Source organism: Weizmannia sp. WK01 (genome assembly GCF_025905465.1).
Taxonomy (GTDB): domain Bacteria; phylum Bacillota; class Bacilli; order Bacillales; family Bacillaceae_C; genus Weizmannia; species Weizmannia faecalis.
Genome location: NZ_CP109616.1, coordinates 1,855,788 through 1,876,079, shown reverse-complemented (window position 1 = coordinate 1,876,079; position 20,292 = coordinate 1,855,788). Strand labels below are relative to the sequence as shown.

At 46.7% G+C, this 20,292-nt stretch carries 25 protein-coding genes; 20 read left to right on the top strand and 5 right to left on the bottom strand.

Annotated elements, in window-relative coordinates; all coding sequences use genetic code 11:
- Positions 1-49: 49 nt before the first annotated feature.
- Both OF158_RS08735 and lexA read right to left on the bottom strand, forming a co-directional pair.
- The gene (locus tag OF158_RS08735) at positions 50-766 is read right to left on the bottom strand and encodes a hypothetical protein (protein ID WP_035184796.1); all 717 of its coding nucleotides are present in this window, start codon (positions 764-766) and stop codon (positions 50-52) included.
- 449 nt (positions 767-1,215) lie between these two features.
- Positions 1,216-1,836, bottom strand: coding sequence for a transcriptional repressor LexA (lexA, locus tag OF158_RS08730; protein WP_014098213.1), 621 nt, complete (start codon positions 1,834-1,836; stop codon positions 1,216-1,218).
- A 206-nt stretch (positions 1,837-2,042) separates the two neighbouring features.
- Here lexA and OF158_RS08725 point away from each other — a divergent pair, with 206 nt between their 5' ends.
- The 9 genes from OF158_RS08725 (at position 2,043) to OF158_RS08685 (ending at position 8,425) form a co-directional block, all read left to right on the top strand.
- Positions 2,043-2,381 (top strand): cell division suppressor protein YneA, encoded by a 339-nt coding sequence (locus tag OF158_RS08725; protein ID WP_014098214.1) that lies wholly within the window; start codon positions 2,043-2,045, stop codon positions 2,379-2,381.
- Positions 2,378-3,031 carry a YneB family resolvase-like protein gene (locus OF158_RS08720; RefSeq protein ID WP_014098215.1) on the top strand — a complete coding sequence of 218 codons (654 nt, stop codon included), beginning with the start codon at positions 2,378-2,380 and terminating at the stop codon, positions 3,029-3,031. The genes OF158_RS08725 and OF158_RS08720 overlap by 4 nt, the downstream gene beginning before the upstream one ends.
- Before the next feature lie 90 nt (positions 3,032-3,121).
- A complete protein-coding gene (locus OF158_RS08715) occupies positions 3,122-3,355 on the top strand; it encodes a DUF896 domain-containing protein (protein WP_014098216.1) in 234 nt (77 codons plus the stop codon).
- Between the two features lie 118 nt (positions 3,356-3,473).
- Positions 3,474-5,480 (top strand): transketolase, encoded by a 2,007-nt coding sequence (gene tkt, locus OF158_RS08710; protein WP_035184798.1) that lies wholly within the window; start codon positions 3,474-3,476, stop codon positions 5,478-5,480.
- 286 nt (positions 5,481-5,766) lie between these two features.
- Positions 5,767-6,204, top strand: a complete 438-nt coding sequence (gene sirA / locus OF158_RS08705; RefSeq protein WP_014098218.1) for a sporulation inhibitor of replication protein SirA — start codon at positions 5,767-5,769, stop codon at positions 6,202-6,204.
- A gap of 64 nt (positions 6,205-6,268) precedes the next feature.
- Complete coding sequence (locus OF158_RS08700) at positions 6,269-6,490, top strand: YneF family protein (protein ID WP_161655518.1); 222 nt, start codon at positions 6,269-6,271, stop codon at positions 6,488-6,490.
- 200 nt (positions 6,491-6,690) lie between these two features.
- Positions 6,691-7,398 carry a cytochrome c biogenesis CcdA family protein gene (locus OF158_RS08695; RefSeq protein ID WP_014098219.1) on the top strand — a complete coding sequence of 236 codons (708 nt, stop codon included), beginning with the start codon at positions 6,691-6,693 and terminating at the stop codon, positions 7,396-7,398.
- A gap of 46 nt (positions 7,399-7,444) precedes the next feature.
- The gene (locus tag OF158_RS08690; protein WP_013859444.1) at positions 7,445-7,804 is read left to right on the top strand and encodes a response regulator; all 360 of its coding nucleotides are present in this window, start codon (positions 7,445-7,447) and stop codon (positions 7,802-7,804) included.
- A 141-nt stretch (positions 7,805-7,945) separates the two neighbouring features.
- The gene (locus OF158_RS08685) at positions 7,946-8,425 is read left to right on the top strand and encodes a CcdC family protein (protein ID WP_014098220.1); all 480 of its coding nucleotides are present in this window, start codon (positions 7,946-7,948) and stop codon (positions 8,423-8,425) included.
- A gap of 39 nt (positions 8,426-8,464) precedes the next feature.
- Here OF158_RS08685 and OF158_RS08680 read toward each other — a convergent pair whose 3' ends face one another.
- Positions 8,465-8,917, bottom strand: a complete 453-nt coding sequence (locus OF158_RS08680) for a DUF2621 domain-containing protein (protein ID WP_014098221.1) — start codon at positions 8,915-8,917, stop codon at positions 8,465-8,467.
- A gap of 231 nt (positions 8,918-9,148) precedes the next feature.
- Positions 9,149-9,733, bottom strand: a complete 585-nt coding sequence (locus OF158_RS08675) for a lysophospholipid acyltransferase family protein (protein ID WP_014098222.1) — start codon at positions 9,731-9,733, stop codon at positions 9,149-9,151.
- Between the two features lie 190 nt (positions 9,734-9,923).
- Between OF158_RS08675 and dacB the strand changes: the two genes are divergently transcribed.
- The 5 genes from dacB to OF158_RS08650 all read left to right on the top strand — a co-directional run bounded on the left by dacB (position 9,924) and on the right by OF158_RS08650 (position 13,925).
- Entirely contained in the window at positions 9,924-11,411 is a 1,488-nt protein-coding gene (gene dacB, locus OF158_RS08670) for a D-alanyl-D-alanine carboxypeptidase/D-alanyl-D-alanine endopeptidase (RefSeq protein ID WP_014098223.1), read from the top strand.
- Positions 11,408-12,322: a S66 peptidase family protein gene (locus OF158_RS08665; RefSeq protein WP_014098224.1), complete on the top strand. Its 915-nt coding sequence runs from the start codon at positions 11,408-11,410 to the stop codon at positions 12,320-12,322. Before dacB ends, OF158_RS08665 begins: the two co-directional genes overlap by 4 nt.
- A 207-nt stretch (positions 12,323-12,529) precedes the next feature.
- The gene (locus tag OF158_RS08660) at positions 12,530-12,775 is read left to right on the top strand and encodes a hypothetical protein (RefSeq protein ID WP_014098225.1); all 246 of its coding nucleotides are present in this window, start codon (positions 12,530-12,532) and stop codon (positions 12,773-12,775) included.
- A gap of 320 nt (positions 12,776-13,095) precedes the next feature.
- Entirely contained in the window at positions 13,096-13,296 is a 201-nt protein-coding gene (locus tag OF158_RS08655; RefSeq protein ID WP_013859436.1) for a cold-shock protein, read from the top strand.
- Positions 13,297-13,457: 161 nt separating this feature from the next.
- Complete coding sequence (locus OF158_RS08650) at positions 13,458-13,925, top strand: hypothetical protein (RefSeq protein WP_017550441.1); 468 nt, start codon at positions 13,458-13,460, stop codon at positions 13,923-13,925.
- 49 nt (positions 13,926-13,974) lie between these two features.
- On the opposite strand, the gene OF158_RS08645 is transcribed toward OF158_RS08650, so the two are convergent.
- A complete protein-coding gene (locus OF158_RS08645; protein WP_014098227.1) occupies positions 13,975-14,799 on the bottom strand; it encodes a manganese catalase in 825 nt (274 codons plus the stop codon).
- 155 nt (positions 14,800-14,954) lie between these two features.
- Here OF158_RS08645 and OF158_RS08640 point away from each other — a divergent pair, with 155 nt between their 5' ends.
- From OF158_RS08640 to OF158_RS08615, 6 genes are all read left to right on the top strand, one after another.
- A complete protein-coding gene (locus OF158_RS08640) occupies positions 14,955-15,416 on the top strand; it encodes a hypothetical protein (protein WP_014098228.1) in 462 nt (153 codons plus the stop codon).
- A 15-nt stretch (positions 15,417-15,431) separates the two neighbouring features.
- A complete protein-coding gene (locus OF158_RS08635) occupies positions 15,432-15,758 on the top strand; it encodes a P-loop NTPase family protein (RefSeq protein WP_014098229.1) in 327 nt (108 codons plus the stop codon).
- Positions 15,759-15,921: 163 nt separating this feature from the next.
- Complete coding sequence (gene argC, locus OF158_RS08630) at positions 15,922-16,959, top strand: N-acetyl-gamma-glutamyl-phosphate reductase (protein ID WP_014098230.1); 1,038 nt, start codon at positions 15,922-15,924, stop codon at positions 16,957-16,959.
- A 39-nt stretch (positions 16,960-16,998) separates the two neighbouring features.
- A complete protein-coding gene (gene argJ, locus OF158_RS08625) occupies positions 16,999-18,237 on the top strand; it encodes a bifunctional glutamate N-acetyltransferase/amino-acid acetyltransferase ArgJ (RefSeq protein ID WP_014098231.1) in 1,239 nt (412 codons plus the stop codon).
- Positions 18,238-18,301: 64 nt separating this feature from the next.
- Positions 18,302-19,090, top strand: a complete 789-nt coding sequence (argB, locus tag OF158_RS08620; protein WP_014098232.1) for an acetylglutamate kinase — start codon at positions 18,302-18,304, stop codon at positions 19,088-19,090.
- Positions 19,083-20,279, top strand: coding sequence for an acetylornithine transaminase (locus OF158_RS08615; RefSeq protein WP_014098233.1), 1,197 nt, complete (start codon positions 19,083-19,085; stop codon positions 20,277-20,279). Before argB ends, OF158_RS08615 begins: the two co-directional genes overlap by 8 nt.
- Positions 20,280-20,292 lie beyond the last annotated feature (13 nt).

Here is a 20,292-nt window from a genome sequence, read left to right as displayed (position 1 = left end):
GTACGACTGGCATCCAATATGAAAAATGAAAAGAGGTTATCCTGCGTATTTAATCTAATTTAGATAGTTTAAGTGTCACATGCTCGTTTTTCCCTAATCTTTGTGTCCCGGTATTGCTGTCGCCAGGAACTGTTTCAAATTCTCCATTATCATTTTTCTGTAATAAATCAGGGGCTTCAAAATCAATGTTCACTTTTTGCGGTGTTTTATCCTGATTCTCGAACTTGATAAATATGAATCCTTTGTTAATGACCGGGCCGCCATAAGTAACTCCCGCCTTATTTTCCTCATTGGTCATGTGGTCGATATCATCCCCAATTTCTTCAGCTGTATCAGTTATGATATCAATCTTTGTCCCCGAATAGTCAATGAATTTACCACTTTTGGTGTTATCTCCCTTTTCAAGAAAAAGAAGCCCTTTTTCACCATCCGGATTTGTTGCAAGCTTTACTGCGTAATTAAGAATGAAAGCTTTATCCTTGCTCTCCCCAAAAATAATCTGATACATGCCGTCATTAGTGGGCCCATTTAAATACTCCCCGTTAATCTTATACTCCCCTGAATTTTCATCTACAAAGGTAGTGTTTTTTTTGGCAGCAACCAATATGTCGGATGTCGTTTTAGCTACTGGCTTTTTTTCTGTTTCTGCGGTCTTGGCTTTAGATTCCTCTTTGGATGTTGAATTTGATTGTGTTGCGTTTCCCCCGCAGGCTCCCAAGCCAAATGTTAATAACCCTGTAATTCCAAAAATTAATGCCTTCTTCATTCTTCTTCCTCCTCGTATTTTTATTTTTAAATTTTCAAGGTCATGACCAAAATCATGACCAAAAAATGACCAAAATCATTTGAAAAGTATTGATTGATTTTGAAAGTGGAATCTAAAAACTTCCTTATTTATATGGATTATCAAAAATGATGAAAGTAAAAAAATGTAAAATACATGTTCCGCACACAAGTCCACCAATGGGAACGCGACCAGTATATCGAAATGTATTAAGCAAGAAACCCCTTGAAGCGTAAGGCTTTGAGGGGTTTTTGTTTATCGGGCATTTTTGCGTCGAACGCCCAGAAAAACAAAATGCCCATTAATTGCCCCGATTTTTCCTTCGAAAATAGATTGGAAGCCCAGAAATCCTCAAGTGTCACAGGCATTTTTGCCATCAAACTCGCATATGCTCTATTAAAAAAGAAGCAGCCGAAACTGCTTCTTTTTGATCAGTGCACCATTTGCCTGTACAGCCCGATGACAACGCCGAGAATGGTGACGTTTTTCAATATGATCGGTTCCATTGTCTGGTTTTCAGGTTGCAGCCGGAAGTAGTCTTTTTCCTTGAAAAATCTTTTTACTGTCGCTTCATTTTCATCTGTCATAGCGACCACGATATCTCCGTTGTTTGCCGTCTGCTGGGAGCGGACAATCACATAATCGCCGTTTAAAATCCCGGCATCCACCATGCTGTCCCCTTCAATTTCCAGCATGTAGACGGACTCGTCAGACGGGACAAGATGTTCCGGAAGCGGAAAATACTCTTCAATATTTTCTACAGCGGTAATCGGTATGCCTGCTGTTACTTTTCCGACAACAGGCACATTGACAACATTTTGGGCCGGTATTTCTTCATCATGGTCCAAAATTTCAATCGCTCTCGGCTTTGTAGGGTCGCGCCTGATCAACCCCTTGCTTTCAAGCCTTGCGAGATGGCCATGGACAGTTGAACTGGAAGCAAGTCCGACTGCCTGGCCGATTTCCCGCACGGAAGGGGGATAACCTTTTGTTTTTACTTCATGCTTGATGAAATCAAGTATCGCCTGTTGCCGTTTTGATAGTTTTGCCATTCTATTCACCTCGTCACAGTTTTGTTTGGCACCCGCGCTGCGTATGGGGACGTTTACGGGAGGAATGCCATTATTTGCTATTATTATATCACATTGCAGCAGATAAAACAAACGTAAGTTCGAAAAAATGTTGACGAAAAACAGGCGTTCGTTTTATAATAGAACTGGTGATTGGACGAACGAATATTCGCGGGAGGAAGATGGAGATGTCACGATTATGGAAAAAGTATAACTATGTTATGATTTTAGCAGGGCTTACGCTTGTTTTCGGATTTTTCATGATTGGAAGTCTGCGGGATCCATCCCCACACTATATCAAAATCAGCGTCACAGAGGGCGATACGCTTTGGAACATCGCCGGGCAGTATGCGGAAAAGGGCAAAATGTCGAGGGAAGCATTTATCAGCTGGGTTGAGCGTCATAATGATATTGACGGCAACATGATCAAAGCCGGCGAAAAAATTGTCATTCCAATAGAAAAAAATGAATTCAGCGATGATAATAGGGAACTTGCGATGAAATCACAACGGGAGACGAAAAAATGAAAGTTGTTTTATATTGCAGAGTAAGCACGGAAAAAGAAAGCCAGGAAACTTCCTTGGCGAGGCAGCGGGAAGAGCTGGAGAAGCTTTCGGATTCCCACGGTTTTCAAGTGGCCGGGGTGATCTGTGACCGGGCAAGCGGCTATGACCTGGACAGGCCCGGCATCCTTGATCTTCTTGATACGATTGAAAATGAAAAGATTGACGCCGTACTGGTGCAGGATGAAACACGGATCGGAAGAGGAAATGCAAAAATTGCATTGCTTCATTTTTTATATAAAAAAGGGATTAAAGTATATTGTTATGCGCAAAACGGAGAATTGGAGCTTTCGGAATCTGATTCAATGGTGCTGAAAATTGTCAGCATGGTTGAAGAGTATCAGCGAAAGCTGCATAACTTAAAAATTAAAAGGGGAATGGAGCGTGCAGTCAAAAACGGCTACCGTCCGGAAAAAAATTTAAAAGGGAAGCGGAATCCGGACGGCAGGGAGCGAAAGGAAGTGCCGGTTGAAGAAATTATCCGCCTGCGGGATAACGGCTTGACTTTTCAAGAAATTGCTGCGACTATGCGCGGTTTCGGCTACCAAGTTTCAAAAGCAACCGTCCACCGGCGTTACAGGGAATATATGGAGGAAACGGGGCATGATAAATAGTATCAAAACCGTTTCACGGGTGCGCTTTCGTTGCAGGCGGGTCCATATTTTAGTAAGATGGCATCAATTACGGATAAAAGGAGAGAAAATATGCTTTCAAAAGAAAAAATGGCAAGGATTAACGAATTGGCGAAAAAAGCGAAAACCGGCGCCCTGACAAGTGAAGAAGCAAAGGAACAGTCAAAATTGCGAAGCGAGTATTTGCAGGCGTTCCGCTCTTCATTCAGAAAAACGATTGAAAATGTCCGTGTGCTTGACCCGGCTGGCCAGGACGTTACCCCGGAAAAAATTAAGCAAATTCAAACAAAAAGAAAGCTGCACTAAAAAGGAAACCATCCTGCTTTTTTCTTACAAAATCCATACAAAATGGTAAAAGAGTTGTGTTATGGGTTTCACTTGCCTTAATATAGAGTTGTAACCCATGAAGAAAGGATGTTAACAGATGTTTGATAAAACGGACGAACTGGCAGTCACAACAATCCGAACATTGTCCATTGACGCCATCGAAAAAGCAAAATCCGGTCATCCGGGGCTTCCGATGGGGGCTGCACCAATGGCATACACCCTCTGGACAAGATATTTGAACCATAATCCGGAAAACCCGCACTGGTTTAACCGGGACCGTTTCGTATTATCCGCAGGGCATGGTTCCATGCTGCTCTATAGCCTGCTCCATTTATCCGGTTATGCATTAAGCATGGATGATATTAAAAATTTCCGGCAATATGGCAGCAAAACCCCGGGTCATCCGGAATACGGGCATACGGAAGGCGTGGAAGCAACGACCGGTCCGCTCGGGCAGGGGATTGCCATGTCAGTCGGAATGGCGATGGTAGAACGGCATCTGGCGGCTGTATACAATAAAGAAAATTTCCCTGTCATTGACCATTATACATATGCTTTATGCGGAGATGGCGACTTAATGGAAGGCGTATCTGCCGAAGCTGCTTCATTGGCGGGACACTTAAAATTGGGACGTCTCATTGTATTGTACGATTCCAATGACATTTCCCTTGACGGCGACTTAAATAAGGCCTTTTCCGAAAGTGTTGCCGACCGGTTTAAAGCATACGGCTGGCAGTATTTGCGGGTTGAAGACGGGAATGATATGGCACAGGTCGCAAAAGCGATCGAGGAAGCAAAGGCGGATACAAGTCGGCCGACACTCATTGAAGTGAAAACGATCATCGGTTACGGTTCTCCAAACAAATCCGGGAAATCGGCTGCCCACGGCGCCCCGCTCGGAGAAGATGAACTGAAACTAACGAAAGAAGCGTATAAATGGACATTTGAAGAAGACTTCTATGTTCCGGATGAAGTTTACGCACGGTTCCGTGAATTGGTTGTGGAAAATGGCGTGAAAAAGGAACAGGAGTGGGCGTCCCTGTTTGAGGCCTATGAAAAACAATACCCGCAGCTTGCGGCTGAACTAAAACAGGCGATAAAAGGCGGGCTGCCGGATGGATGGGACAAGGACATTCCGGTCTATGAAGAAGGCAAAACCCTTGCCAGCCGTGCGGCAAGCGGGGAAGTGCTAAATGCCGTCTCCAAACATTTGCCGTCTTTGTTCGGGGGATCTGCAGACCTTGCCGGATCCAACAATACGCGGCTGAAAGAAGACAAGGACTATATGCCGGATGCCTATGAAGGGCGCAATATTTGGTTCGGTGTCCGCGAATTTGCGATGGGCGCAGCCATGAACGGTATGGCGCTTCATGGTGGTGTCCATGTATACGGCGGCACGTTCTTTGTTTTCTCGGATTATTTGCGTCCTGCCATCCGCCTAGCTGCTCTTATGGGCCTTCCGGTAACGTACGTCTTTACGCATGACAGTATCGCTGTCGGGGAAGACGGTCCGACACATGAACCGGTTGAACAGCTTCCTTCTTTAAGAGCGATGCCGGGCTTGTCGGTCATCCGCCCCGCGGACGGCAATGAAACGGCGGCTGCCTGGCGCCTTGCTCTGTCATCTGAAAACCATCCGACAGCGCTTGTTTTGACGCGCCAAGGGCTGCCAACCTTGAAAGGGACGTCTGAAAAAGCGTTGGAAGGCGTTTCAAAAGGTGCCTATGTCGTGTCCCCTGCACAAAAAGAAACGGCTGACGTTCTCCTTCTTGCCAGCGGGTCGGAAGTCCATCTGGCTGTGCTCGCGCAACAGCAATTGGCGGAACAAAAGATTGATGCTGCTGTTGTCAGCATGCCGTCATGGGACCGTTTTGAACAGCAAAGCAAAGCATACAAAGAATCCGTATTGCCGGCACAGGTGAAAAAACGCCTTGCCATTGAAATGGCTTCACCATTCGGCTGGGAAAGGTATACCGGGGATGAAGGCGATATTTTGTCGGTTAATACGTTTGGCGCCAGCGGAAACGGTAAAACCGTTATGGAAAAATACGGATTTACCGTTGAAAATGTTGTGGCACGTGTAAAAAAATTATTGGGCATGTAATCGTTCCGGGCCTGCTTTTGCGGTATTCGCGAAAGCAGGCTCATTTTTTATGCAGGAAGGGTATAAGAAAAGGGGGACTAAAAGTGCGGGGGCTGAGCTGAATGGCTTTTCCCTTGGATGCTACCGCATAATCGGCAGCGCGTTGATGTATTTACGCTTATTTTCTTGTCTGTACATGCAATCAAATGTTTCAAATTCATTTTTTAAATTTTGTTACAACAAACGACAACTTTTTTGAGGCCCGTCCATTATAGTGAAGGTAACAAAGTTGCGGGAGTGAGATCATATGCGGTCCTATTCTATCTATCTGATAAAAGAGGAGTTTGCACAATATTATTACGGCAGGGAACGAATGTTTTTTAATCTTTTTCACCAGTATGCGCACGTTTCCGGAAGTTTGAAAAATGTCCTCAGCAGACAGATCCATTATATTACAAAGCCGATTCCGCTCTTGTCTGTCCATCATGTCTTGCAGCCGTTATTTTCTGACACCAGCAACATGACGAAAACAGGCGCTTGCCAACTTCTTTCAAAGAAAGAGGGGCAGGTGCTGGAAGTGACCATAGAAGAAAGAATGCTCCAGCTGAACGTATACGGGAGTTATGATACAGAAACCGCCGTTTTTGAAATTCTGAGGAACTTTAAAGGAGATTTGCTTGCAATCGATTATGACCATAAACGATTCGGCTGGATAAAACCGGTTAAAGAAAGAAAATTCGTGTGAGAAGAAAACAAGTATTGTATAATTCAAATGGATTTAGTACACTGTATGTGAGTGAAGGAGGTATATTATGATTTGGGTGTTCGTTCTTGTAGCCCTAATTGCTCTTTTGGCAGGCGCAGCAATCGGGTTTTTCATCGCCCGTAAATATATGATGAATTACCTGAAGAAAAATCCGCCGATTAATGAACAAATGCTGAGAATGATGATGATGCAAATGGGTATGAAGCCGTCTCAAAAGAAAATCAATCAAATGATGAATGCCATGAACAAACAAATGAAATCTTAAGCTGGGCGACCGGCTTTTGTGGTATATCCATCACCATTGTTAAGCTTCTCACGATTCTGTAAACCACTTTTTCTGCCAATTTTCTGCACAGAAAAGGTGGTTTTTGATTTCATGTTCCATTTTTATGCTTTTTACGATGTTTTTTCTCTTTCAATCAGTTTATGTTAAAATGAAAATGAGCCGGGATGGGGAGTGAACCGATGGCTGATGTAACTGTATGGCTGTCTTTCGGGGCAGGTTTCATGAGCTTTATATCGCCTTGCTGCCTGCCGCTTTATCCTGCTTTTGTTTCTTATATAACAGGCGCTTCTGTCAGCCGGTTAAAAAGCGGGGGCGGCATGCGGGAGTGGAAAAGTATCCTGCATACCGTTTGGTTTCTCGCGGGATTTTCCACTGTTTTTATTGCATTGGGGTTTGGTGCTTCCTGGATCGGGAGTTTTTTTATCCGTTACCAGGATGTCATCCGGCAGCTCGGTGCAGTCGCGCTCATTTTTTTTGGGCTGCTTGCAGCGGGCATTTTTCATCCGGGGATCTTTATGAAGGTGTACCGAATCGATATAAAAAAGCAGCCGGCGGGATTTTTGGGTTCTTTTCTCGTCGGGCTAGTGTTTGCTGCCGGCTGGACGCCCTGCACCGGGCCGATTCTTGCCTCGGTATTGGCAATGGCAGTGGCCCATCCGGCTTCTGCGTCGGTCTATATGGCTGCATATGTACTTGGCTTTTCCATACCTTTTTTTGTCCTTGCTTTTTTTATCGGACGGTTGGGGTGGATGCAAAAATACAGCGTAAAACTTTTAAAATGGAGCGGTGTTGTGATGATAGTCGCCGGAATCCTGCTCTTTTTTGACTGGATGCCTGTCATTTCCGGTTATATGAGTGCACTGTTCGGGGGATTCCAGGGATTTTAATCCGGGTTGCATTTTAACGGATCAATGAGGAGGAGAAATTCGATCGATGGCAAATGTGTTAATTGTGGATGATGCAAAATTTATGAGGATGACTTTGGCGAAAATGCTGGAAAACGGCGGCCATACCGTTGTAGGCGAAGCGGAGAACGGGCAGCGGGCGATTGAATTATACCGTGAAGTCAGGCCGGATGTTGTGACGATGGACATTACTATGCCGGAGATGACCGGCATTGAAGCGGTAAAAAAGATCGTGCGCGAATTCCCGGACGCAAAAATTATTATTTGCTCCGCGCTTGGCCAGCAAAAACTGGTCGTCGAAGCAATTGAATCCGGCGCAAAGGATTTTATCGTCAAGCCTTTTGATGAAACGCGTGTTTTAGAAGCGGTTGAACGCGTTTTGAACTGACAGGCGCCACAAAAAAAGGGAGGCAGGCATTCCGGCTGGACATCAACCCCGCTTTTATGGTTGAATATTACCATAGGAAACATATATTTATCGTATCTACATTTCTTTTGTTAAAAATCTGTTACTAAAGAGGGTTGAGACATGGAAGGCATTATCATCTCGTTCATTGTTGCGATTTTGATGGGGTCTTTGGTCATTTTTGTCCGTTTAAAAGGGCAGAACAAGCCCGTTTCCACAAAAAAAATATTGTTGCCGCCGGTCTTTATGAGTACCGGGGCATTGATGTTTGTCGTCCCGTATTTTCGTGTGACACCTGCCGAAGTATTGGAAGCATTTGTGGTCGGAATGTTCTTTTCCATATTTTTAATTAAAACTTCCCGTTTCGAAGTCCGTGACGGAAACGTATATTTAAAACGATCGAAAGCTTTTCCGTTTATTTTGATCGGGCTTCTTCTCATCCGGTTGCTGATGAAGGTGGTGCTTAGTTCTTCGATTCAAATCGGGCAGCTGAGCGGCATGTTTTTTCTGCTCGCATTCGGCATGATTCTGCCGTGGCGCGTCGCCATGTATATTCAGTACAGGCGGCTCATGCAGGAACTGGATGAAGGGGTCCGTGCTTGAAAAAACATCATTCGCTTTTGCCGAATGATGTTTTTTCATTTATTGGGCCGATTTTGTTTTTTCCTGCGCAAACAATTGCTCATATCGGCTGTCGTCGATGTTCAGCTGCTTCAATTTTTTTCGGAGGAATTTATGGTCGCGTTTCGGCGTAGCGAGAATATAGCCCTGAATGATATTGTCCAGTGTCATTTTTTTTGTATTTTTGGAAAGCGCCACATCCCCGATTTTTGCTGCGATCTTTTTCCTGGCCACATCGCGGAACAATTCCGGGACAGGGCTTACCAGTTCTTCAAGCAGTTCCCTGTACTCCGGCGTCCAGAGGTGCCGCGTTTTAAGGATTGTCTCCTCCTGCCGGTCAAGTATTGATTTTCCGTCTTCTTTCGGAAGCCTTTTCAAAAATTTCCGGAACATAAAATAGCCGCCAACTGAAAAGAGAAAAACGAGACAGAGGATCCATATTAAAATAAAGGCAGAAAACCATCCACTCAGCATGACGCTCTCCTCCTTGGCAAGTACTCGCTTTTATTATAAGAAAAGATGGACTGTTTTTTCAATTAAAAAAGGAAAAACCCTTTCGCCGGCCGGCAGGGGACAGAGAAAAAGGGATGTTTTATCTTTATTTGTCCATGAAAAAAACGGTGAGGCACTTTGAATGCGGTGCCTCGCCGTTTTTTTGATTTCTTTTGTGCTTTTTCATCTGCTTCGGGCAAGCAGAAAGCATTTTTACTGTTTTTTCAGCGCTTCAAAAGTGTCTTGCAGCAGAACAATCGTTTTTTCAATTTCTTCTTTTGTTCCTTTTTTTTCGTCTGCCAGCCTGATCGGGTCGCCAAAGCGCACGCGTTTCGGCTTTCTCGCGAGGACTTCTTTGAACGTTTTCGGCCCTTCGTAAATGGCCGGGACAAGCGGCACATTTGCTTTTAAAGCAATCGTCACGGCACCGCGTTTTAAAGAAACATGTTCGCTTTTGCGTGTTCCGGAAGGGAAAATGCCGACGACCTTCCCTTCTTTTAAAAGTTTCATTGGAATTTTAATCGAGCTCGGGCCCGGATTTTCACGATTGACGGGAAAAGCGTGCAACTTCGTGAATAGCCATTTTGACCATTTTTTAGAGAAAAGTTCCTGTTTCGCCATATAATGAATTTGGACAGGCCAGATGGCAATCGCCAGGTAAATAATATCCAGCCATGTTTGGTGGGTACAAACGACCACAAACGGAGCCGCAGGGATTTTCTCTTTGTTTTCTTTTTTGATTTTGCCGCCAAGCAGCCAAAAAATGCCGGCAACAACATAATAGCCAAACCGGTACATGATTACACCCCCACAAGCATTTTATACTATACAGGCATGCTTGTTCTACTAATTTGGAAAAAAATATTTAAAAACGCGAAATGAATCATTGGAAAAAAGAAGATAGCAGCCAAAACAGCGTTTACGGAAAGATTAAAATAAAGAAGGAATATGATAAAGCAAGGCAGAATTTCATACGGAGGGAAACGGATTGCATAAAAGATGGGTCGTGATATGGACGATGGCATTTCTATTTATTCAGGGAACTGGGCCTTATGCAGCAGGGGACAGGGAAGGCTGCGGGAAAAAAGAAACAGACGCAAAGATTGCCGGTATTCTTGAGGCCGCCCCTTTAAAAGGCGGGATCGTTGCGATCAGCGTCCGTTCGGCTGATAGCGGGAAACTGCTCTACGAACAAAATGGCAATACGCTGCTGCGCCCTGCATCCAATATGAAACTGCTGACCGCAGCCGCCGCGCTTGAAACGCTCGGGAAAAATACCCGTTTTAAAACGGGCGTGTACCGGACAGGCGCGATCCAAAACGGTACGCTTTACGGTGATATATACATACAAGGGGGAGGAGATCCTGCTTTATTGAAATCCGATTTAGCGGACTGGGCGGCTGAATTAAAGAAGCAGGGAATCCGGCGTATTCAGGGGGACCTGGTCGGGGATGATTCGCGCTATGATGATACCCGGTATTCACTTGACTTGCCATGGAGCGATGAACAGGAATATTACGGCGCACAAATTTCGGCTTTAACTTTATCGCCTAACCGGGATTATGATGCAGGGACGGCCATTTTTGAAGTTGTTCCGGCAAAAAAACCCGGCATGAAAGCGCGAATCAAAATGGTTCCGGAAAGCGGGATGGTTAAACTGGTCAACCATGTCCGAACCGTGCGAGACGGTGAGCAGCAGGAGGACGATATCGTCATCAGCCGGGCACATGGCGGGAATACGTTTACGGCAAGCGGGACGATTACAGCCGATTCCGCCGCAGTCCGGCAATGGAAAGCGGTCTGGGACCCGGCGAAATGGGTGCTGTCTGTTTTCAAAAAAACGTTAGAGGAAAACGGGATCACCGTTCAAGGCACAATCAAAACGGGCAGGGTGAAGGATGCAGCAGTTCCGGTTCTCTTTTCGCAATCGCCGCCTTTATCAAGCATCATGGTGCCGTTTTTAAAATTCAGCAATAATACCATCGCCGAAATGCTTGTAAAAGAAATGGGGAAAACGGAAAAAGGGGAAGGAAGCTGGGAAAAAGGGCTTGAAGTCATTCGCAGCGTTGCAGGTAACTTTGGCATGGACCCTGACCAGATGATGCTCCGTGATGGTTCGGGCATATCTCACGCCGATTTGGTCCGGGCAAATGATTTGACGGCGCTTTTATACCGGATACAGGAAAAAGACTGGTTTCCGTGCTTTTTCGATGCGCTGCCTGTTGCGGGGGCTGAAAACAGGTTGGAAGGCGGAACCCTCAGAAACCGGTTTAAGGGGACGGCTGCTCGAGGACAGGTGTTTGCCAAAACTGGGTCGATTACAGGCGTCAGCACACTTTCCGGCTATATGCAGGCAACATCCGGGGAAAAGCTGATTTTTTCCATTTTGATCAATAATGTACTGGATGAAGAAGCAGTACATCAAGCGGAAGAGCAAATTGTACTGCAATTCATCAACCAGGGGGGAGAAGGATGAGAAAAGGGAAACGATTACAGGCGGGAGATACGATCGGGCTGGTCGCGCCTGCAAGCCCGGTCTCAATCGAAAGGCTTCAAACTGCTGTTGCGAAATTGCGGCGGCTCGGTTTCCGGGTAAAAGTGCGAGAAAATGCGGAGAAAGTATACGGTGGGTATATGGCCGGTACGCCGCTTGAACGGGCAGCCGATCTGCATGCGATGTTTGCAGACGATGACGTGCGGGCAATTCTTTGTTTGCGCGGCGGGTACGGGACACCGCAAATTTTACCGTATCTCGACGTTGAATGGATCCGGGAGAATCCGAAATTATTTATCGGTTACAGCGATATTACAGCACTACACATCGTTTTCCAGCAAAAATGCGGCCTCGCCACGATCCATGGCCCGATGGCGGCTGTCGAATTTATCACAGACGATGCGCTTTCGGTACAATCATTGCTCAAGCTGGCGTCAACCGGTGTTCCTACCGGCAGTTACACGGGGGAAGCGTGGGGTGAAGGGGTCATGACAGCGCCGCTTACAGGCGGGAATCTGTCATTAATCTGCGCACTGATGGGAACGCCGTTTGAAATCGATACAAGCGGAAAAATTCTTTTTCTTGAAGAAGTGCATGAAGAGCCATATGCGATCGACCGGATGCTGACCCAGCTTCAGCTTTCCGGAAAACTGGATGACGCCTCCGGGTTTGTGCTCGGGCAATGGACGGACTGTGAGCCGGAAGCATACGCGGATGGGTTTACGGCACAGGATGTCCTGAAAAAGTTTTTTTACGGGAGCGGTAAGCCGGTGCTTGCCGGCATACAGTCCGGGCACGGTACCCCGAATCTGGCGCTTCCGCTCGGCATCCCGGTCACACTGGATACGGTAGGCCAACGCCTGCATTTTTGCGAAACCATTGTCGTTGAATAAGCTTGCATATCGTTCTCATCATAACCGCATACTTATTGCCCGTACGGTATGTCCGGAAGCAGGCTGGCCTAGCAAGGGGTTTACAATGCAGACGCACATCCGGCCGTTTAAATTGGCGCCTGTTTTCCCGCTTGCAGGCGGATGCACAAACGATGCGCTTCCAACTGCCATATTGTAAAAGCAGCAATGGATAAAGGAGTGACAAATTTGGCAGAATCCAGGCAGTATTATGGCGGCTATCCGGGCCATTATATGCCGTATGGGCACCACCACCATTATGGAGGATACGGTGGTTACGGCGGTTATCCGTACGGGCATTCGTACGGCCACTCGTACGGCCACTCACATGGTTATGGTTACCCGCACGGCCACCATCATCATTACCATTCCGGGCATTACGGCCACAGCGGATACGGGAATTTTCCGGGCCACGGGTACAGGGAAGAAAAATAAAACGCTTTACCGAAAAAGATGCCTGCGTGCAGGCATCTTTTTCCCATTTTTGCAGCAGCATTTTTCCAGGCGGATGGATTCGGCAGCCATGAAAGGTTTTCATCCGAAAAAATCACGGCATTAGTGGAGAAAAAAATAAAGAAAAAAATAAAGAAAAAAATAATCAATTCGTCTTGACACCACATTTATAATCTGCTATTATAATAAAGAATTATTTTTGTTCGGTATGGTAAGGAAGGAAAAAGTTTTAAAACTGACCCCCTGAAATCACTTGAGCAAGGATAGTAATTTTGTGTTCAAACACATTAGGAGGAAACAAAATGGAACAAGGTAAAGTAAAATGGTTTAATTCGGAAAAAGGCTACGGATTTATCGAACGTGAAGGCGGCAGCGATGTATTTGTTCACTTCTCAGCGATTCAGGGCGAAGGTTTTAAAACTTTGGAAGAAGGCCAATCCGTATCTTTTGATATTGAAGAAGGCAACCGCGGACCACAAGCTGCAAACGTTTCGAAATTATAAAAAACAGGCCTTTATGGCCTGTTTTTTTTGCCTTGGGAATCAGGTTCACACGTCCCTTTGCTAGGAAAAAAAATATCCTTTTAATCCGGCCGCTTCGGATAAAAAATAGATACATATTGCAATCGCGATCTTTCATAATATATGATAAGAGCAATGCCAATATGGATAAAGGAGACAGGGGAATTTTGCAAATCAGAGAAATGGCAACAGAATTACTAAAAAACGCCGGGTGCACCGCCCATTTGAAAATAAAGAAACAGTTCCCCGGCGGGCGCCTTGTTGGCGGCAAATACCATCCGCACACCGATACGATTACGCTGTATATAGAGACAATCCGGCGGCAGTGCGAGCTATTGTTTGGAAGCTGCGAATGGTTTTTGCCTTACGCCACGATTGTGCTTGCACATGAAATCGGCCATGCGATGGATGAAAATCTGCCTCTATTGTCCGCCGCCTTTGAAGAGTCCGGGCATTTACCGGAAAAGCAAGCACTGGCACTTACGATTGAGCAAAATGCGTGGGATTTTGCCGGCCAGCTGATCCCCGCACATCTTGAGCCGCTTTTTCAAAAAATCATGGATGAGTCGCTATCTGCCTACCGCCAACCGGTGATGGCGGGTGCATATTAAGAAATGGCAAAAAAACCGGAAGAAGGAAAGTCTTCTTTCGGTTTTTGCTTTATTTAACGATTGGCAGTGTTCCGTGCACATAGGGCGGTGCCGGTTGTTGTCCGACACGGTCATGGGATGCAAAAGGTTCGACAAATTTAAATTCACCTTTTCCATCAATGCTTTCGCCGCTCGCCCATCTTCCCTTGGCACTTTCTTTGCCTTCCGAATGATTGATAAAGAGATGGGTAAATTCTTCAGGCTCCTGTTCAGGAGGGAATGTGCTCGGCACGACAACACCTTCCTGTTCTTCCAGTTCACGCAGGGCGGCCAGCCACTGGTTCTGATGCATCGTGTCCCGCGCGATCAAAAACGATAGTGTTTTTTTCACGCCCGGATCGTCCGTCATTTCATATAAGCGGACGACTTGAAGTCGCCCCTGCGATTCAGCGTTGAGATTGGCGCGGAAGTCAGCGATTAAATTCCCGCTTGATACGATATAACTGCCGCTCCACGGAACACCCGCACTGTTGACCGGCAACGCGCCGAGCCCGCCGACAATGGCGTGTTGCGGATTCATCCCGCCCATGACAGCTGCAATGGCAGGGTCTTTCGCAACCGCTTCTTCCTGCATTTTGACCGGTGCCTTATCGAGCAGGCGGGCGATTAATGTGGCGAGCATTTCCACATGGCCGATTTCTTCTGTCCCGATATCAAGCAGCATATCCCGGTATTTTTCATCTGCCCGGCAGTTCCATCCTTGGAGAAGATACTGCATCATCACAGAGATTTCCCCGTATTGCCCGCCGAGCACTTCCTGCACTTTATTGGCGAAAACCGGATCCGGCCTTTCAGGTTTTGCTTCAAACTGCAACTCTTTTTTGTGTAAAAACATCTGCTCCACTCCTGTTCCGGTTTTGATCTTCAATTCCTGTCTACCCTAGGAAAAACGGGTTAAACATTCGAAAAAAACGAACGCCGGTGTTTAAGAACGGGGCAAAAAGGCAATATAAAAAGAAATCTGATTTACATACAAGGGGGAACATAACGATGCAAAATATCGTTGCAAAAACAGAAGACAATTATTTTGAAAAAAATAAATCGAAAGTGGACATTCACGTGTTCGACAAGGAAGATTCTCGCCCGTTTGCAAACTTCCCTTTTTCCAGCCGGAAAGTGTATGAGTTTTTCGATTATACGCTGCGTACGCCGCTCGAAAAAACAGATGCTTTCTATGAAATTTTAAAAATGCCATATGCATGTGAGATTTGGATTTTGCCGGTAACCGAGAAATCTTCCCATTTTATGCGTGAAATTCAAGAACCGAAAACCGCTGCTTTGTTTTCCTTTTTGGCGAAAGTGAAAGACACCATTCAGCGCGACCGCACCTTTATTGTTACGGATCAAAGCCATGCAGCGGCAGTAGCTGAAGAAATGAAAAGACTCGGCTTTACGATGACGGAACCCAGCGCGGCGGAACTGGAAAAACTCGTCATTTCTTTTGGTGATTAATATGGGGACACGCATATGCAGTTAATTGGAATTTTTGCCGGACCCGGGGAAGCAGCGGAAGCCATTTTACATCATCATAGAGAAAATGGGCGCATTACTGTCATCGCCAACAATGCTGCGGCCATCCGTGAAGTCGGCCGCGAAGCCGGAAAAGGTGTAAACGGAATATGCCTTCATACGGATGTGGATCTCATGAATGAACTGAAAGCACTGGTCAAAAGAAAAACATACCCGGAAAAAATATTGGAAAAGGTCCTTGAGCTCGGAATTCCGCTTGAAATTGCCACCCGGTATGTCGGTGCGGCGGCAAACGGAAAAATCGTCGTATTGGCACACGACTAATTTTCCTTGCAGACGAAAAAGATCAAGCCCTGCCGGATGCAGGCCTTGATCTTTTTTGTTATGCTTGAAAGCGAAAAGTTTCTATTTTTTTATATTTTTAACCTTGTATAATCATACATAATGAATTATAATAATGCACATACATAACAATAGGGAGATGAAAATGTTGAAAATAGGGATTGTCGGGGCAAACGGATACAGCGGTGCGGAACTTGTCAGACTTCTTGCCCGCCATCCCCGCGCACAACTGGAAATGTTGATATCGCACCGCACAAAAGGCACGATGCTGACCGCACATTACCCGCATTTCCAGCAAATCATAGAAGCCGGATTGGAAGACATGGTTCCGGATGAAATCGCAGGCAGGGTAGAACTATTGTTTTTCGCAACGCCGTCTGGGGTAGCCAAAAACTGGGTACCACGGTTTGTTGATAAAGGTTTAAAGTGTATCGACCTGTCCGGGGATTTCAGGCTGGATGGGGAAGCGTACAGGCAATGGTATAAACGCGAACCCGCCCCGCAAAAAGAGCTGGATAAAGCTATCTACGGCCTTTCAGAAATGAATGCGGACAGGATAAAAGAGGCTCAACTGATCGCCAATCCCGGCTGCTTCCCGACCGCAGCGCTTTTAGGACTTCTCCCGCCTGTTCAAGGGGGGTTCATCGATACTTCCTTTATTGTGATTGATGGTAAAACCGGTGTTTCCGGTGCGGGAAGAACCCCTTCTCTAGGCAACTTGTTTACTGAAGTAAATGAAAATACCGGTGCGTACAAAGTCGGAAGCCACCAGCATACACCGGAAATCGAGCGGTTCATCAAGGCGTTTGCCGGAAAAGAAGCGAAAATTTCATTTACGCCCCATCTTATTCCGATGACGAGGGGGATTCTTTGCACGATATACGCGCCTTTAGCAAAAAAAGTCACCACCGAAGATGTCCGCCAATATTATAGGAAAGTGTATAAAGGCCGGAAATTTATCCGGATCAGGCCGGCTGGTTCTTTTCCATCTACAAAGGAAGTATACGCCTCAAATTACTGTGATATAGGCGTCCATGTGGATGAACGGACGGGGAGGCTCGTGGTCATTTCTGCCATTGACAATCTTGTAAAAGGTGCAAGCGGGCAGGCAATCCAAAATATGAATCTGCTTTTCGGGCTGGAAGAAGATACAGGGCTCGACCATGTTCCGGTTTATCCATAAGGCAATCTTAAACATACCGTTTATATATGGAGGATGGCAATGAATCAATTATATGAAAAAGAAAGTACTGCATTTTTTACGAAAACAGACGGAAACATCTCGAGCCCGGCAGGATTTTTTGCCGGTGGGCTCCATTGCGGCATTAAAAGAAAACGTCCGGATCTTGGGTGGCTTTACTCCGCTGTCCCGGCACAAGCGGCTGCGGTCTACACGACGAATCAGTTTCAAGCTGCACCCATCCAGATTACAAAAGAAAGCATTATGGAAAGTGGGAAGCTGTCCGGCATCATTGTGAATTCGGGAAACGCGAACTCCTTTACAGGCAATGAAGGCCTCCGCCACGCCCGCCTGATGCGGGAATGGTTCGCCGCTCAAATCGGCGTAAACGAAAGCCTGATCGGCGTTGCCTCAACAGGTGTCATTGGCGAGCTTTTACCGGTTGAAAAAATTGAAACCGGCATTCGCCGTATCGAGAAAGAGGGCACATCCCATCCGGACCTTTTTGAAAAAGCGATACTTACGACGGACACCTTTCAAAAACGCGCCTGCGTAACGCTTGAAATTGATGGGAAAACGGTCACGGTTGCCGGCTGCGCCAAAGGATCGGGGATGATCCATCCGAACATGGCAACGATGCTCGCTTTTATCACGACAGACGCCAAAGTTGAGGCCGCTGCATTGCAAAACCTGCTGAAACAAACGGTCGATGAAACGTTCAATATGATCACGGTGGACGGCGACACAAGCACAAATGACATGGTCGTTGTAATGGCAAACGGGCTGGCCGGAAACGATACGCTTTCCTATGCACACCCGGATTGGAAGAAATTCGCAGAAAGCTTTGCCTATATTGCCCGGGAACTTGCCAAACAAATTGCAAGAGACGGGGAAGGCGCGACGAAACTGGTTGAAGTCTGTGTAACCGGGGCTGAAACGGAAAAAGAGGCACAAACGGTCGCAAAAACCGTTATCGGCTCAAATTTGGTAAAAGCTGCTGTCTTTGGCGCCGATGCGAACTGGGGAAGGATTATCAATGCGATCGGATACAGCGGTGTCCAAGTGGATGAACAAACGCTTTCTATCCGCATCGGCGGGATTCCCGTAGTGGAAAAGGGCATGCCGGCTTCCTATTCCGAAGACGAGGCACATGCCTATTTAAAGGAAAATGATAAAATCTGTATCGCCATCGACCTTGGTGCCGGAACTTGCCAGGGTACTGCATGGGGATGCGACCTGACCTATGATTATGTGAAAATCAATGCTACTTATCGCTCATAATGTTTGTGCACGCATTGTTGCATAATTATACAATTCAATAACTATTTATAAGGGGTTGGCCAAATTGGCATACGTTGTCATCAAGTGCGGCGGCAGCATTCTCCATCAGCTGCCGGATGCATTTTTTGAAAATCTGGTGCAAATCAAAGCGCGATTCGGGCTTGAACCTGTCATCGTTCACGGCGGGGGACCGGCGATCTCAGCCATGTTGGAAAAAATGCAGATCAAAACGCAATTTAAAAACGGGTTGCGCGTTACGACCGAGCCGGTGTTAAACGTCGTTGAGATGGTGCTTTCCGGCTCCATCAACAAATGGATTACGCGCCGGCTCTCGCAGGCGGGGGCCAAAGCGGTCGGCATCAGCGGAACCGACTCACGGCTTTTAACTGCCAGGAAGATTGAGACACCGAATCTCGGGTATGTCGGGGAAATCGAATCTGTAAACGAACAGGTGCTGCTTGCTTTATTGCGACAGCAGTTTATCCCAGTCATTTCCCCGGTTGCGACGGATAAAAACGGCCAGCGCCTGAATGTCAATGCTGATTTGGCAGCAGCCGCGGTTGCCCGGAAAATGAACGCGCGTGTTTGGATGGTGACGGATGTCCCCGGGGTCATGATGGAAGGGAAAGTGCTCCCTTATCTTACCCCCGGACAGGTTGACGGGCTCATCCAAAAACAAGTCATTACCGGTGGCATGATTCCGAAAGTCCGGGCAGCAGCGGAATGCATCCGGTCCGGCGTAAAAGAAGTGGTGATTGTGGACGGGACAGAAGAAGACAGCCTCCTGTTTTTGGCAGGCGGCGGAAAAACCGGGACGAAATTTACAGGGAACGGGGTTTTGATCGATGGATAAGATGACGCAAACGGTAAAAAAGCAAGCACTTATGCAAACGTACAGCCGGACGCCGGTAAAGTTTGTAAAAGGAAAAGGCAGTTATGTATGGGATGAAAATGGAGAAAAATATTTGGATTTTACTTCAGGCATTGCCGTTTGCAATCTCGGCCATGTCCCCGAAAAGGTAAAAACCAAGGTGACCGGCCAGCTGGACCAAATCTGGCATACTTCCAATCTGTTTGAAATCGGGCCGCAGGAAGAGCTGGCTGAAAAACTAGCAGCACAAAGCGTATTTGACCGGGTGTTTTTCGCAAACAGCGGCGCGGAAGCCAATGAAGCGGCGATCAAACTGGCCCGCCTTGATGCAAAAAAACGCGGAAAATCGGGGCCCATCGTCACCTTCAAGGCTTCGTTCCACGGCCGGACACTCGGGACATTGTCGGCAACGGCACAGGAAAAAATCCAGCATGGCTTTGAACCGCTTGTGCCGGGATTCACCTATTTGCCGTTTAACGACATCACGGCACTCCGCGATCTCGAAAAGCTTAAGCCCATTGCCGTCATGTTTGAACTGATTCAGGGGGAAGGCGGCGTCATCCCTGCGGAACAGGATTGGGTGGATGCCCTTGTCCGCACGTGCAGAAAGAACGATTGTTTAATCATTGTAGATGAAGTGCAGACGGGCATGGGCCGTACCGGTACACTGTTTGCCTATGAACAGTACGGCTTCGAACCGGATATCATGACGCTTGCAAAAGGGCTGGGGTCCGGCATTCCGATTGGCGCCATGCTCGCGAAAGAAAAAATCGCGCAAAGCTTTACGCCCGGTACGCACGGCAGCACTTTTGGCGGCAACCCGCTATCTGCGACAGCCGGTCTGGCAACGCTTGAAACGTTTGCGGAAGAAAATATCATCGAACATGTCCAAAAACAAAGCATCGATTTTTGGACAAAATTGGAAGACTTGAAGACGCAATTTTCTTTTATTAAAGAAATCCGCGGGAAAGGGCTGATGGCCGGCCTTGAAACGGAAATGGAAGCTGTAAAAATCACCCGGGCGGCATTGGCTGAGCATTTGCTTGTATTAACAGCAGGCCCGCATGTTGTCCGTCTGTTGCCGCCGCTTGTTATTACGGAAAAGGAAACGGCGCTTTTTGCAGAAAAAATGAAAACTGTTTTTACTAAGGCAAGCCAAAACAATCTTTAACCGGCAAAGAGAC

Coding starts and splice junctions, on each gene's coding strand:
- OF158_RS08735 (WP_035184796.1), bottom strand. CDS start 766: ATGAAGAAGGCATTAATTTTTGGAATTACAGGGTTATTAACATTTGGC.
- lexA (WP_014098213.1), bottom strand. CDS start 1,836: ATGGCAAAACTATCAAAACGGCAACAGGCGATACTTGATTTCATCAAG.
- OF158_RS08725 (WP_014098214.1), top strand. CDS start 2,043: ATGTCACGATTATGGAAAAAGTATAACTATGTTATGATTTTAGCAGGG.
- OF158_RS08720 (WP_014098215.1), top strand. CDS start 2,378: ATGAAAGTTGTTTTATATTGCAGAGTAAGCACGGAAAAAGAAAGCCAG.
- OF158_RS08715 (WP_014098216.1), top strand. CDS start 3,122: ATGCTTTCAAAAGAAAAAATGGCAAGGATTAACGAATTGGCGAAAAAA.
- tkt (WP_035184798.1), top strand. CDS start 3,474: ATGTTTGATAAAACGGACGAACTGGCAGTCACAACAATCCGAACATTG.
- sirA (WP_014098218.1), top strand. CDS start 5,767: ATGCGGTCCTATTCTATCTATCTGATAAAAGAGGAGTTTGCACAATAT.
- OF158_RS08695 (WP_014098219.1), top strand. CDS start 6,691: ATGGCTGATGTAACTGTATGGCTGTCTTTCGGGGCAGGTTTCATGAGC.
- OF158_RS08690 (WP_013859444.1), top strand. CDS start 7,445: ATGGCAAATGTGTTAATTGTGGATGATGCAAAATTTATGAGGATGACT.
- OF158_RS08685 (WP_014098220.1), top strand. CDS start 7,946: ATGGAAGGCATTATCATCTCGTTCATTGTTGCGATTTTGATGGGGTCT.
- OF158_RS08680 (WP_014098221.1), bottom strand. CDS start 8,917: ATGCTGAGTGGATGGTTTTCTGCCTTTATTTTAATATGGATCCTCTGT.
- OF158_RS08675 (WP_014098222.1), bottom strand. CDS start 9,733: ATGTACCGGTTTGGCTATTATGTTGTTGCCGGCATTTTTTGGCTGCTT.
- OF158_RS08665 (WP_014098224.1), top strand. CDS start 11,408: ATGAGAAAAGGGAAACGATTACAGGCGGGAGATACGATCGGGCTGGTC.
- OF158_RS08655 (WP_013859436.1), top strand. CDS start 13,096: ATGGAACAAGGTAAAGTAAAATGGTTTAATTCGGAAAAAGGCTACGGA.
- OF158_RS08650 (WP_017550441.1), top strand. CDS start 13,458: ATGGATAAAGGAGACAGGGGAATTTTGCAAATCAGAGAAATGGCAACA.
- OF158_RS08645 (WP_014098227.1), bottom strand. CDS start 14,799: ATGTTTTTACACAAAAAAGAGTTGCAGTTTGAAGCAAAACCTGAAAGG.
- OF158_RS08640 (WP_014098228.1), top strand. CDS start 14,955: ATGCAAAATATCGTTGCAAAAACAGAAGACAATTATTTTGAAAAAAAT.
- OF158_RS08635 (WP_014098229.1), top strand. CDS start 15,432: ATGCAGTTAATTGGAATTTTTGCCGGACCCGGGGAAGCAGCGGAAGCC.
- argC (WP_014098230.1), top strand. CDS start 15,922: ATGTTGAAAATAGGGATTGTCGGGGCAAACGGATACAGCGGTGCGGAA.
- argJ (WP_014098231.1), top strand. CDS start 16,999: ATGAATCAATTATATGAAAAAGAAAGTACTGCATTTTTTACGAAAACA.
- OF158_RS08615 (WP_014098233.1), top strand. CDS start 19,083: ATGGATAAGATGACGCAAACGGTAAAAAAGCAAGCACTTATGCAAACG.